Raw genomic sequence first — 12700 nt, 5'->3', positions numbered from 1 at the left:
ATGTCCTCCCTTGACCGTATGGGCGATCCTCTTCGCCCGACACCGGAAAATCCGGTGCTGCCGCATCACGGCAAGCCGATCCGCGCCTCCTCCACAGCACAAAGCGATTCGCCTGGTACCGATAATGGAATTTATATTCCATTTTGTCCGGAAAGCAACATTTTTTTACCCTGCGTCACCTCGCGCCCCACCAAGGGCGATCGCGATTGTAGTGACAAGTGTCATGGAAGCGGTAGGGACCCGGAACGCACCAACATCGACCTCACGGGTGATCAATTGCGCCTCGGCAATCTTGCCAAGCGGGCAATCAGCGGAGTCGGTCAGAAGAAGCAAAGGGACGCCGGCCCGGTGCGCAGCCTCGGCAATACCGCGCGTCTCTTGCGCGAAAGGAGCAAAGGTAACAGCAAAGACAAGGTCACCTGGCTGCATGGATGCGGTAAATTCGATGCCGGCCGCACCACTATGAACGACACAGGGAATATCCATTTTTTGCAGCATATACCCCATGTAACTGACCACAGCATAGGCCCTGCGCATCCCCACAAGATGTACGGTACGCGCCTGAGCCAGACGATCAACCACCTGCGCCAAAACTTCCGTATCTGTCATATTCAACAATGAAACCAACGATTTATGACCCGCCTCAACAAAGTCAGCAAGCAGGCGCGCACTCCCATTCCCGCCACGCGCACGCAGGTGGCTTAGCCGTTCCGCATAGTCAGGACGTGACAGCGCGTATTCCGACCGGAAAAGGGCCTGCATCTCCGAATACCCTGAAAAGCCAAGCGCCTGACAAAATCTCATGAATGCCGATGGCGCGACACCTGCCGCTGACGACATATCCGCCACCGTCGTAACAGCAACCAAGTTAATGTTGGCGCGCAGGTATTCCGCGCATTGGCGCAGTCGCTTCGGCATGGCTGCCGACATGCGGTCGAGCCGGGCCAGCAATTCCGAGATATTATCCGGCGGCCCTTCCGCAGCTTGCATATGATCTTCCAAGATTGAACTCCCTCTTGACAGAGCATGTTAGACGAGTGATGAACATAATGGAATATATTTTCTGTTTTCTATTCCAGATCAGGGGGCAGCAATGAATACGTTGGGGTTAGGCCTAATAGGCACCGGCTATATGGGCAAGGCGCATGCGCTGGCCTATCGCGCCGCTCCTGCTGTTTTTGGGGACCTGCCGAAAGTGGATCTCGCCGTTCTGTGTGATCAAAACGCGGACGTTGCGGGCAGCATGGCCGCGCAGTTTGGCTTTCGCACGGGGACCACAGATTGGCACGCATTGGTTACCGCACCCGAGGTTGATATTGTCGCAATCACCAGCCCAAATGCCCTGCATTTTGACATGGCCCTTGCCGCGATTGAGGCTGGAAAGCATGTGCATTGCGAAAAGCCGATGTCGATCACCCTTGATCAGGCCCGACAGATGGAAGCGGCAGCCCGCGCGCATGATACCAAGACGATGGTCGGCTATAACTACACCCAGAACCCCGCCTTCCGCCACGCACAGCGTCTCATTGAAGAAGGTGCAATCGGCACCCCGGTGCATTTCCGTGGCTGGGTAGACGAGGATTATCAGGCCGATCCGGATCTGCCTTGGAGTTGGCGTTGTACGCATGCACAGGCCGGTCTTGGCGCTCTGGGTGACCTTGGCTGTCATCTTGTCTCGCTCGCCTATAGCCTTATGGGCCCGGTGGAAAGCCTTGTTGCTGATACGCAGATCATCCACAAAACACGCCCTCTGCCCGACGGGAGCGGCCACGCCGCGGTCGAAAACGAGGACACGGCTTCTGCTATCGTGCGCTTTTGCAGCGGTGCCCAAGGCACACTTTGCACATCACGCTCGGCTTGGGGACGGAAGAACCGCCTCGATTGGGAGGTCCACGGCACAAAAGGCATGATTACCTATCAGCAAGAGCGACTGAATGAATTGCAACTCTATCAGGCCGTAGGTCCCCCTTCCACACAGGGGTTCCGGACAATCCTGACCGGTCCCGATCATACACCCTATGGCGCATTCTGTCCGGCGGCGGGGCATCAGCTTGGCTTTGGCGACGTAAAAACAATTGAGGTCGCTGCGTTTTTGCGCTGGATCAATGGCGGCCCGCAGAGCGCTCCCACCTTTACCGACGCCCTACCATTTGAGGCCGTCATTCACGCCATCAACGCCGCTGCCATCAGCGGCCAGCGCGTCACGCTGTGAACTCTCATTCCCGAAAGGACTAACATGACCCTTAACGTCGCTCTCTTTGGCGCTGGCCGCATCGGCAAGGTCCACGCCGCCTCGATCAAATCCGACCCGCGGGCGCAGCTTGTAGCCGTCACCGATGTGATGGAGGATGCCGCGCATGCGCTTGCCGCAGAACACGGCATCAAGGTGCTGACCGCGGACGAAATTCTGGCCGACGCAAGTATCGACGCCATCCTTATCGCCTCTTCCACCAACACCCATGCGGACCTCATCGAACGTGGTGTCGCGGCAGGCAAGGCTGTATTCTGCGAAAAGCCTATCGACCTGGATCTGCAACGTGCGCTCAAGGTCCGCGCCGGTGTCGCAGCCTCGGGCAAGCCGGTGATGATGGGCTTCAACCGCCGGTTCGATCCCAACTTTGCCACGCTCAAGGCGGCGTTCGTTGCCGGTGAAATCGGCAAGGGCGAGCTGCTGGCCGTGACATCTTACGATCCGGCACCGCCGCCTGTCAGCTACATCAAGGTGTCGGGCGGTCTGTTCCGCGACATGATGATCCACGACTTCGACATGTGTTGCTGGCTGTTCGGCCTGCCGGAAAAGGTCACTGCCACCGGCTCCTGCCTCGTCGACCCCGCAATCGGAGAGGCGGGCGACGTCGATACCGCCGTCGTCATCCTGCACTATGCAGACGGACGCATCGCCACGATCCGCAATTCGCGCCGCGCCGTCTTTGGCTACGATCAGCGGCTTGAACTGCTTGGTTCTGACGGTATGCTTTCGGTCGGCAACCAGCTTGAGACGACGGTGAGCAAATCGACCACTGCCGGAGTAAGTTCTGCCAAACCGCAGCTGTTTTTTCTTGAACGCTACATGCGCGCCTATGAAACCGAATGGGCCGCTTTCCTTGACGCACTGACCAACGGCACGGCCATGCCCGCCACAGTCCAGGACGGCGTAAACGCTCTGGCCCTTGCCGAAGCAGCCAATCTCTCACTCAAAACGGGTCGCACTGTGGCGCTCACAGCTGACATGACGGGAACTGCAGCATGAAAATCGGCTGCTGCACATGGATCTTTGGCGGTGAACCTCTTGCGGGTACGGCGGCGCGGATCAAACGTGCGGGCCTCGACGGGGTCGAACTTTTCGGCGATATATCGCTCGACCCGCAAGAGGTGCTGGCAGTGCTGGGAGATTATGGGCTCGAAGTCTTCTCGCTCACCCCGGGGGATGCGGATATCTCGCATCCCGACGCTGCCGTTCGGGATCAGGCTCACGACTACTATCGCAGGCTTGTCGATTTCGCCGCTGCGTTGGGAGGGCCGCTGATCTCATGTCATGGGCAGGTGACCCGCATCGCTCCGATATCCACTCAGGCCGAAGAGGATGCCCATCTCATCACATCGACCCGCGCGATCTGTGAATTGGCCGCAGCACAGGGCCAGAATGTCGTGTTCGAGATTCTGAACCGCTACGAGACTCACCAGATCCGCACGGTGGCCGCAGGGCTCGCCTTTCTCGCTGAGGTTGGCGCCAACAATCTCAAATTGCTCCCCGACGCCTATCACATGAACATTGAAGAACGTGACCCCGCAGCGGCCCTCCGCCGTGCGGGCGACAAGCTGGGCCTCTATCATGCAGCCGACAGCAATCGCGAAGGTATTGGGGGCGGCCATACGGATTTCTTGGCCCAGATCGCCGCTCTGAGCGATATCGGCTATGAGGGCCCAGTCATTCTGGAAACAAGCGCGCCGGGACCCAATCCGTTTTCTACCGACAAAGGGGAAGGTTTCCGTGCGATCATCGAGAAGCAGTTGAAGGATAGTGCCGACTGGCTGCGAACTGCGCGCGCCTGATCAACGTTACTATCGAAGATTCGACTAAGCGTCCTTTCGCGAGAAAATCGACGGTCTCCAAGCAATCGGAGAAGTAATTCTTCCTTCCGCGTGCTTTTCCGAGATTGAGATGGCGTTTCCGAAAGAGCATTGCTACTCTTAGTAGATTCCGCAGCGCTTTTTAAGACCTTTGGCGGGCGTCCCGAATCCCGACGTTATACACTTCATTGTGCGGGTGCAGCAAATGACTGCTCCCCGCCCCTTATTGGTATTCCACTCGAACGGCCCAAAGCGGCCATTCTCTACACACGTCCTCAAATCATGCCCGATTTACTTGAATAGATTTGTGCAACTTTATTCGAGGATCGAAGATAAAACATAAAATATGGATTGGTAATTTCCAACTTATCGTCATCCCACTCAAGAATAGGGCTATCTCGATTGAGATCGGCTGCAATCCCATCCATCTGTTTCAAAGCAAGTTGGACGCTGGAACCAACTGGAACTTCGTCGGCGCATACAGCTTTAATCCGGGCCATAATCTCATCGTAGTCAAAACTTAATCTTGGCGGATTCTCTATCAGCGCAAGCAACACCGAACGGTACACGTCACCTACTGAATCATCTTTAAACTTAAACTCTTTCCGCTGTGTTCCTCGTTCTTTAGCGCCCGTGTGAAGCTTCTCGACGGTTCTGGAAAAGTCTGTTTGAAGTGTCGTTCGTTCTAGCGTTGCGCTGATATCTGCATCCGTAACTTCGGTTCTCTCCTCAAGTGTTTGCTTTTCCCGAATGCCCTTCTCAAGGCACAGGTTTAAACACAAGGACTGCATTAGTTGAGGGGAGCCAAGCGCTTCCGTCGCTAGCTGCATGATCCGATCTGGAGCAATATCAACACCTAGTTCAGCGAAACCGGCATTTGCGATCAATTCCAATTCTGACACGCGCCAATAATCAAACAGGATCGAAACAATACGGCCAGTCAATTCATCGTTGGCGCGAACCATATCGTCTGACTTGTGCGGAACTGAAGCAATGCAAAGACGAACGCCCCGTTCCGAGATCGCTTTGATGGACTTAGCAATGTCGATCTGTGATTCCTTTGGGATGTAATGGAAATCGTCTAGGAACACTACGAATTCGCTCCCGCTGAGTTCCTTTACAACAGCTTCAAAAAACTCGATTCCATACTTCTCTGATGTTGCAGTCGTGAATTCAACTCCGCCGTTTATCTCTCCTTCGGCTTTTGCCTTGGCAAAGATAGCTCCAGCTTCTGCGCTCCCTTTTCCTGCTGCACCAGCTTTCAGAACTCGCCCCTTTATCTTTTCGATTTCATCTGGCCCACCGATCCACCGCATAACTGATTGCCAAAGCTGATTTGAATCGCGTAGCGATTGGCCGGATATCGGAATAATTCGGTCTGAAGTGATACAGGTGTCGATTAGGGCTGTCTTCCCAGTCTTTGACGGCCCCGAGACGGAAATCACCATTTTGGGCATATCAAGAGCAGTACTGAGTTTAGCTTCATTCTTCTCCGTTACGCGTTCGACGTATGTATGGGTCGGTGTGCCATTGGGAACAAAAACGTCAAAAACGAAATCAGTCATATTGCATTTCCTGCTATTGGTTGCTGAACAATTTGTAGTAAGTTGCTGCGCAAACAGATCGCTTATGCAGCGTTTGGCTAGTAAATTATCTAAACGTGGGCTTTGTACCAGCGGAAAATCCAACTATTGAACAGTTAAATGCTTGACTGGTGCGCCCACCATCCCAACCAGGATTGGTAGCATCATCTGCATATTTGCAGGCTGAGGGTCCGTTCATTGGAGAACGGCCGCTTCCTGCATTCGCATTCTTCCAATATCGAGGTGCAGCGAATGTCCGCAGTCCGCCCATCATAACTAAAGCAGCTTCGATAAAACGGAACTGTGATATTTTGCGCCCAAAATGTCGGTCTGGACGGACATGCGTAGGCCTGAAGACAAAACGAATAATCAGTCTTGCCTAACCATCTCAACCAGGCGCTTAACTCTTGCGGGATCATGGGGCGATCCCTCCCACTCGTGCGGACAATATACCGAATGTACCAAAGACCGCAAATTGCGATCATGACGCTTCCAGCAGAAATGATTGTCTCAAATAGGGTCATGGAGCACTCCTTGGATAAACCATATCACAAGCTTCATGGGGCAAAAAGTTGGCAGTGAAGCAGTTTGGGCGCACGTTCATGATGGGGCATGCCTTGGCCCATCAGAACTTCAGCCTGCCAAAACTTCATGACAATCTCTTCGGGCTTAGGTTTCTTAATAGGCCATCGTTGGTCCTCCCCTTTCCTAACTATAGGGGCGGACCACTTCACAGGTGGGGGGCTCAGCGATGCTCTCAATTTTCACTTACGGACCCATACCAATTGAAAATGGCTCGGCCGCGGCCAAGCAAGCAACGTCTGCGACAACTTCACATTCTGCTGTGCTAAGACGCCCAGTACCCAGTCGGATATGGCCAGTGGCGGTGAGCGAGAAGTTCTTGCCCGGCAAGGCCGAAATACCGTGCGCCGCAAGCGTAATAAGAGCGAAAGTTTCGGAATGTACTGGCATGAAGAGGCTAAGCCCGCCACCATCCGGAACCTCTATGCCCCGATTTCGTAGCGCATTTGCGAGACTGTTGCGACGGCTACGATAGATTTCCCCTGCGTCGCTTACGTTCTTTCTGGTTTCTGGATCGATTTGCAGCCATGCAACAGCCGACTGCAAAATACGGCTGGTCCAGCCTGCGCTAAATGCGCGGTAAGATTGAATGCGATCAACCAATTCTTCAGAGGCTGATAACACAGCCATCCGGAGGTCCGGACCGAAGGATTTAGAAAAGGATCGAATATGGATCACCCGATCAGGTAACCGATCCCCTAAAGACTGCGAAGGAGCGAGCGCGATATCGCCCAAACCATCGTCTTCGATTATGAGCGTGTCGCTATCTTCCAGTATATCTGCCAATTCGCTCAATCGTAACGGCGACAGGTAAGTGCCAGTGACCGCGCTTATTACGGGCTGGAACAGAAATGCTGTCGGTTTTTGCTCAAGCGCGAGTGCAAGCGACTTGGGCGACGGACCGTATGTGTCGCTTTCAACCGGTATGATCTGTGCGCCCAAATCCTCAATGATGTCCAGAATCCGCATAGGTGTCGGCATTTCGATCGCGACTATAGCCCCTGGATGTACCAACGCATGCAAAGCAAGATAAACAGCATTGTACCCCCCGTTGGTTGCTAACATTTCGCTGGATTGAAATGGCCATTTGTCTCGGAGAGCATCCTTCAGCTCTGGCAGAATACGAACCCTTTCATAACTATTGAGATTCTCAGCTCTGGCACCATGAAGAAGGGCTTTATCCAATGACGGCAGTAAATCCAGAGCGGGTGTTGCCATCGTCATGTTCCGCGTACTCGGCGAAAAGTGCCCCTGCGCAGACACCCGCGATGGACGCGGCGAGAAACTTGATCCGCTTACAAAGGTGCCGTTTCGTCCCCTCCCGGTTAAAACGCGTAATCGGCGCAGTTCTTTCCAGGCCTCAGAGAGAGTACTCGGGCTGATGCCCATCACATATGCTAAATCCCTCGTTGCTGGCAGCCGCGCGCCCACAGGCAATGCGCCTGTCCGGACCAGACGCGCCGTATCCCTGGCGATGCCCCTCGTAGACCTATCGTTCAACTGAGTAGCGAGTTCTTCCGCCGAAATTATTTGCACCCGTACATTCCTATAAATGTTCGGTAACCTAATAACATTTGCGCAAAAAAAAGTGAACACTTAACCCTTAGTCCAATCATTTGTTTTGGAAGGGTCAATATGACTTTGAAAATCTGCCTTGGTGCGCGGGATTGGGATTATTTAACTCCCCTTCTTCTCGGCGACGTATCATCCCCAAGGATGACAGTGGAGATCAACCGTATTTCCTCCATGCCTGCCGAAATTGGTCGGGGCAGTGAATACAATGCCGTAGAAACCTCATTTAGCCGCCATCTTACCGCAGTAGAAAATGGCGATCACCGCGCGATTGCGATCCCAAACTTTTTGATGCGTGGATTTCGGCACGCGTGCATCATCACCCGTAAGAATAGCCCCTTAACCACGATAGAGAGCCTCGCCGGAAAAAGGATCGGTGTGACAGGCTGGCGAGATTCCGGAAACACATGGACCCGCGCAATTTTGCGTCAATCGGGTGTAATGACGGAAGATGCCTATTGGTATGCTGGGCGTTTGACAAAAGACCACCCCATTCAAGACCGCCTTGGCGAGTTTGGTCAACCCGGCCGAATAGAACCGATGCCAGGCGAAGAACCCATGATGAAAAGCCTTTCCGACGGATGGCTCGACGCGGTATTCACCCCCTTTATGCCAGAAGGTTTCTTTGGCCGCTCATCCGAATTTCGACAACTTCTGCCCGATTGCCGCTCAGCCCAAAAATCTTACTTTGACGAAGTCGGTTACGTCCCCGGGATCCACATGTTGACGTTAGATAGGGAAGTCGCACACGCGTATCCTTGGGCAGCTCAAGAACTGAGTGATTTGATCGACAGATCCCGGAAGATGTGGACCACAAAGCGGCGACGCTACGCAGACACAACCCCGTTCATCATGGACGAATTACTTTTTACAGCGTCATCCCTCCCTGCGACGTGGGACGACAGCGGACTACAAAACAATCACAAGATGGCTGCAGACTTTATGGTCCAAATGTACGACCAGAACATTCTGCCAAAGCCACTCACCGTCGAAGATGTCTTCGGCTACGAACGGGACGTAATGGAAACGGCCTAAGAAAACCAAAGAGGGAAAACCCATGAAACACAAACTATATCTCAGCTTGGCTTTGGCAGCCTTAACTACGCCAATCGCAGCGCAGGCGGACCAAGAGTTCAACGCTGACCTTAATGCCCGTCTACCCCAGGAAATCCGCGATGCGGGCTCTATGATCTCAGTTTCCAACGGTTCGTTTCCACCTTACGAAATAGTCGAAGGTACCCAGCATACTGGAGCGACCGCTGATCTGGCCAAAGAGGTCAGCCAGATTATAGGTGTCGAAATTGAACATGCCGTTGTTGCCGGGCTACCCGCCTTGTTGACTGGTATTGGTGCCAATCGCTACCAATTCGCAATGGGTCCAGTCGGCGATTTCCCGAAGCGCCGAGAAGCTAACGATTTCTTTGACTGGGTGCAGGAATTTGTCGTTTTTGCCGTCAAGGCCGGTAATCCTGAGGCGATCACAAGCCTCGACACGACTTGCGGTAAACGCATTGCGGTCATGTCAGGCGGGTCTGCAGAACGCGTAATCTTGGCGCAATCTGAAAAGTGCGAGGCGGACGGTCAGCCTGCAATCGACGCACAATCCTATACAGATCAACCAAGCTCTATACTTGCAGTGCGCTCCAACCGTGCCGACGCATTTTTCTCTTCGCAAGCACCACTGACGTATTTTGTACAACAAGCCAAAGGTGAGCTTGAATTGGCCGGGGTCGCCCAGTCAAACGGCTTTCCACGTTTGATGCAAGGCGGTGTCGTTCCCAAAGACTCTCCGCTGGGCGGTGTGATGAAAGAGGCGTTTCAGATCCTGATGGACAACGGAACCTACGCCGAAATCATGGAAAAATGGGGGCTTGAGAATAACATGATTGATGCTCCCGGCATCAACCTCGGTGAGGCACTCTGATTATGAGCGATGTGAACTTGAACCAGACGCAATCCAGAACGCCATTGGCGGACCAGGAGTATATGCTGCGCGATGTCGCAAGGGCGCATCGCCCCATACCAAAAGCCAAGGTCCTGTTGTGGGTCCTTGTCCTCCTGTTTGCAGCGGACTTCGCTCTTTTAGTTGCTGAGAATAAGAATTTTGGCTGGCCGATTGTTGTCGAATACTTCTTTAACAAAACGGTTCTGGACGGACTTTTTGTGACTATATGGCTCGCCGTCGTCAGCATGGTGTTGGGCGTCATCCTGGGTCTACCATTGGCAATTGGACGGATGTCGGATGATCCCCTCGCACGCCTGATTTCTGGGGGCTTCGTATGGTTCTTTCGCGGCACCCCTTTACTAGTCCAGCTGATTTTATGGTACAACTTGTCTTTCCTTTTCCCTCAAATCTCCCTCTCAATCCCCTTCGGCCCCACCCTGGCTGCATGGAATTCCAATGATTTGATCACCCCAATTACGGCCGCCATCATCGGTCTCGCCCTGAATGAAGCGGCCTACATGGCTGAGATCATTCGCGGTGGCTTACTGTCCGTTGAGCGCGGGCAAATGGAAACTGCAGAATCCTTTGGAATGAAGCCCATGCGAGCGCTGTGGCGAGTGGTGATCCCCCAGGCTATGCGCAGCATTGTTCCGCCATCCGGCAACCAATTCATCAGTATGATCAAAGCCACATCTTTGGTCTCGGTCATCGCTATGGCGGACCTGCTTTATTCCGTTCAATCCATCTACAACCGAAATTTCGAGGTGATCCCGATGCTGATGGTTGCCGTACTCTGGTATCTTTTGATCGTTACCGTCCTTAGCGTCCTACAGTCCCGCATCGAACGCTACTACGCTCGCGGTGATCAACATCGGGTCGTTATGGAAAACTCCGAAATTCTTATCAATCAGGATGAGGCAAAGCTATGACCTTCGTAGATAAAAATCCGCCGGCTCTCCCGATCATGCGTGCGCGCAATGTTCACAAGTCCTACGGAAGTAATAATGTACTCAAAGGGATCGATATGGACGTCGCTCCTTCCGAGGTTGTTGCGATCCTCGGGCCGTCTGGATCAGGAAAATCCACTTTGTTGCGGTGCATCAACCGGTTGGAACACATCAACCAAGGGTTTATCGAGGTCGATGGTGAGCAAATCGGCTTTGAGTTGCGCAACAACAAACTGGTCGCACTCAGCAGCACCGCTATTGCTAAGCAGCGCAGCAAAATGGGGATGGTGTTCCAAAGCTTCAATCTCTACCCGCATATGACGGTGCTACAAAACGTCATCGAAGCGCCTGTAGGTGTGCATGGCATCAAGCGTCGTGACGCCATCACGATTGCAACGGATCTGATCAATCGAGTTGGGTTGGCCGACAAACTTAACGCCTATCCTCGTCAACTTTCAGGTGGGCAGCAACAACGGGTCGCGATTGCACGAGCATTGGCCGTGAAACCCAAAATCCTGTTGTTTGACGAGCCAACATCAGCGTTAGACCCGGAACTGGTTGGAGAAGTGCTAAGCACGATGCGTGGCCTCGCCGCCGAAGGTCAGACGATGATCGTTGTCACCCATGAGATTGCATTCGCCCGAGAAGCCGCCGATCGCGTGATTTTTATGGATGGCGGACATATCGTTGAGCAAGGCAAGCCCGAAGATGTTTTGGTAAATCCCAAAGAAGAGCGCACAAAAGAATTTCTGCGCCGCGTCCTTTAACTCCACGGAAGGCGGATGGCATCTCGCCGTTCGGAAAGACATGAAAAAATTTGCAGAACTTGAAGACTTCGCCTCGGCGGAAGCAGAAATGCTGCGCATCCGGCACCACCTGCATGCCCACCCAGAACTGTCGTTTCAGGAGGAAAACACAGCCGCGTTTGTATCTGGAAAGCTTGAACAATGGGGCTATGAAGTTACTCGCAACGTTGGTGGTCATGGGGTTGTAGGACGATTGAGAGAAGGCGACGGCAACCGTTCTATTGCGATCCGTGCGGACATGGATGCGTTACCGATCACTGAGGTCACCGAATCCGAATATGCCAGCACAGCCCCTGGGATCATGCATGCTTGTGGCCATGATGGACACACTACAATGTTGCTGGGGGCCGCTGAATACCTTGCACGCACTCGCAATTTTTCGGGCACGCTAAATCTCATTTTTCAACCAGCGGAAGAAGTTGGACCCAATGGCGGCGCGAAAGCAATGATTGCGGATGGATTGTTTGAACGCTTCCCTTGTGATGCAATTTTTGGGCTACACAATCATCCAGGCGCTCCGGCGGGCACCATCTTGATGAGGTCCGGCCCGTTGATGGCTGCTGCAGACACTGTGAATATCACGCTGCACGGAAAAGGTGGTCACGCTGCCCGCCCACACTTGTGTATCGATCCCATCGTAGTTGGTTCCTCTATAGTCATGGCTCTGCAAACGGTCGTGTCACGCAGTGTCGATTCCACGGAAACAGCCGTGGTTACAGTCGGCACGTTCAATGGGGGCACCGCGACGAACGTAATCGCTCAGTCGGCAAGCTTGTCACTTAGCGTGCGCACCTTCTCTCCCGAGGTCCGTGCGCTTATCAAAGACCGCATATATATGATCGTAGAAACACAAGCAGAAAGCTGGGGTGCGACTGTTGATATAGAGTATGACAGCGGCCACCCTATCGTGTTCAACGCGCCTGAAGAGACAGCGTTTGCCACAGAGGTTGCAACTGAACTCACCGGCGAAGGAAGCGTTCCGGAGTGCGCGTTAATTCCTGGAAGCGAGGACTTCTCCCACTACCTTGACCACAAACCCGGCTGCTTCATCCGTCTCGGGAATGGCGAAGACTCCGCGGCCTTGCATACCCCAAATTATGATTTTAACGACCGTAGCCTTACAACTGGGGCAGCACTCTGGGCGCGGCTCGCTGAACGCTACTTGAGCTAATCCAGTTAAAACATAAAGAGCCC

The 12700-nt window shown here is 53.6% G+C and carries 11 protein-coding genes and 1 pseudogene; 8 read left to right on the top strand and 4 right to left on the bottom strand.

Features of this window, described 5'->3' with window-relative positions; all coding sequences use genetic code 11:
- Window positions 1-165: 165 nt before the first annotated feature.
- The gene (locus tag WNY39_RS12740; RefSeq protein WP_342845957.1) at window positions 166-1002 is read right to left on the bottom strand and encodes a MurR/RpiR family transcriptional regulator; all 837 of its coding nucleotides are present in this window, start codon (window positions 1000-1002) and stop codon (window positions 166-168) included.
- A 91-nt stretch (window positions 1003-1093) separates the two neighbouring features.
- Between WNY39_RS12740 and WNY39_RS12735 the strand changes: the two genes are divergently transcribed.
- The 3 genes from WNY39_RS12735 to WNY39_RS12725 are packed head-to-tail and all read left to right on the top strand — an operon-like array spanning window position 1094 to window position 4053.
- Window positions 1094-2212 carry a Gfo/Idh/MocA family oxidoreductase gene (locus WNY39_RS12735; protein ID WP_342845955.1) on the top strand — a complete coding sequence of 373 codons (1119 nt, stop codon included), beginning with the start codon at window positions 1094-1096 and terminating at the stop codon, window positions 2210-2212.
- 24 nt (window positions 2213-2236) lie between these two features.
- Window positions 2237-3250: an inositol 2-dehydrogenase gene (gene iolG / locus WNY39_RS12730; protein ID WP_342845953.1), complete on the top strand. Its 1014-nt coding sequence runs from the start codon at window positions 2237-2239 to the stop codon at window positions 3248-3250.
- A complete protein-coding gene (locus WNY39_RS12725) occupies window positions 3247-4053 on the top strand; it encodes a sugar phosphate isomerase/epimerase family protein (RefSeq protein ID WP_342845951.1) in 807 nt (268 codons plus the stop codon). Before iolG ends, WNY39_RS12725 begins: the two co-directional genes overlap by 4 nt.
- A gap of 293 nt (window positions 4054-4346) precedes the next feature.
- Here WNY39_RS12725 and WNY39_RS12720 read toward each other — a convergent pair whose 3' ends face one another.
- The 3 genes and pseudogenes from WNY39_RS12720 to WNY39_RS12710 all read right to left on the bottom strand — a co-directional run.
- Window positions 4347-5636 carry a hypothetical protein gene (locus WNY39_RS12720; RefSeq protein ID WP_342845949.1) on the bottom strand — a complete coding sequence of 430 codons (1290 nt, stop codon included), beginning with the start codon at window positions 5634-5636 and terminating at the stop codon, window positions 4347-4349.
- Window positions 5637-6422: 786 nt separating this feature from the next.
- Window positions 6423-7454 (bottom strand): aminotransferase class I/II-fold pyridoxal phosphate-dependent enzyme, encoded by a 1032-nt coding sequence (locus tag WNY39_RS12715; protein WP_342846219.1) that lies wholly within the window; start codon window positions 7452-7454, stop codon window positions 6423-6425.
- Window positions 7455-7544: 90 nt separating this feature from the next.
- Window positions 7545-7772 (bottom strand): annotated as a pseudogene (locus WNY39_RS12710) (GntR family transcriptional regulator); the annotation flags it as partial.
- A 99-nt stretch (window positions 7773-7871) separates the two neighbouring features.
- Here WNY39_RS12710 and WNY39_RS12705 point away from each other — a divergent pair.
- From WNY39_RS12705 to WNY39_RS12685, 5 genes are read left to right on the top strand one after another with little or no spacing between them, the layout of a single operon-like run.
- Window positions 7872-8843, top strand: a complete 972-nt coding sequence (locus WNY39_RS12705; protein WP_342845947.1) for a nitrate ABC transporter substrate-binding protein — start codon at window positions 7872-7874, stop codon at window positions 8841-8843.
- Between the two features lie 22 nt (window positions 8844-8865).
- Window positions 8866-9732, top strand: coding sequence for an ABC transporter substrate-binding protein (locus WNY39_RS12700; RefSeq protein WP_342845946.1), 867 nt, complete (start codon window positions 8866-8868; stop codon window positions 9730-9732).
- 2 nt (window positions 9733-9734) lie between these two features.
- Window positions 9735-10682 (top strand): amino acid ABC transporter permease, encoded by a 948-nt coding sequence (locus tag WNY39_RS12695; RefSeq protein WP_342845945.1) that lies wholly within the window; start codon window positions 9735-9737, stop codon window positions 10680-10682.
- Window positions 10679-11467, top strand: a complete 789-nt coding sequence (locus WNY39_RS12690; protein WP_342845943.1) for an amino acid ABC transporter ATP-binding protein — start codon at window positions 10679-10681, stop codon at window positions 11465-11467. Before WNY39_RS12695 ends, WNY39_RS12690 begins: the two co-directional genes overlap by 4 nt.
- 40 nt (window positions 11468-11507) lie before the next feature.
- On the top strand, window positions 11508-12677 hold the full coding sequence (locus tag WNY39_RS12685) for a M20 aminoacylase family protein (RefSeq protein ID WP_342845941.1): 1170 nt from the start codon (window positions 11508-11510) through the stop codon (window positions 12675-12677).
- Window positions 12678-12700 lie beyond the last annotated feature (23 nt).

The organism is Sulfitobacter sp. AS59, assembly GCF_038899995.1.
In the GTDB taxonomy this organism is placed as follows: domain Bacteria; phylum Pseudomonadota; class Alphaproteobacteria; order Rhodobacterales; family Rhodobacteraceae; genus Sulfitobacter.
This window is presented reverse-complemented; position numbering and strand designations above follow the sequence as displayed.

What these genes read in the sequence shown, in the direction of transcription:
- WNY39_RS12695 (WP_342845945.1), top strand. Translation starts at nt 9,735, where the DNA reads ATGAGCGATGTGAACTTGAACCAGACGCAATCCAGAACGCCATTGGCG.
- WNY39_RS12690 (WP_342845943.1), top strand. Translation starts at nt 10,679, where the DNA reads ATGACCTTCGTAGATAAAAATCCGCCGGCTCTCCCGATCATGCGTGCG.
- WNY39_RS12725 (WP_342845951.1), top strand. Translation starts at nt 3,247, where the DNA reads ATGAAAATCGGCTGCTGCACATGGATCTTTGGCGGTGAACCTCTTGCG.
- WNY39_RS12715 (WP_342846219.1), bottom strand. Translation starts at nt 7,454, where the DNA reads ATGGCAACACCCGCTCTGGATTTACTGCCGTCATTGGATAAAGCCCTT.
- WNY39_RS12685 (WP_342845941.1), top strand. Translation starts at nt 11,508, where the DNA reads ATGAAAAAATTTGCAGAACTTGAAGACTTCGCCTCGGCGGAAGCAGAA.
- iolG (WP_342845953.1), top strand. Translation starts at nt 2,237, where the DNA reads ATGACCCTTAACGTCGCTCTCTTTGGCGCTGGCCGCATCGGCAAGGTC.
- WNY39_RS12735 (WP_342845955.1), top strand. Translation starts at nt 1,094, where the DNA reads ATGAATACGTTGGGGTTAGGCCTAATAGGCACCGGCTATATGGGCAAG.
- WNY39_RS12705 (WP_342845947.1), top strand. Translation starts at nt 7,872, where the DNA reads ATGACTTTGAAAATCTGCCTTGGTGCGCGGGATTGGGATTATTTAACT.
- WNY39_RS12700 (WP_342845946.1), top strand. Translation starts at nt 8,866, where the DNA reads ATGAAACACAAACTATATCTCAGCTTGGCTTTGGCAGCCTTAACTACG.
- WNY39_RS12720 (WP_342845949.1), bottom strand. Translation starts at nt 5,636, where the DNA reads ATGACTGATTTCGTTTTTGACGTTTTTGTTCCCAATGGCACACCGACC.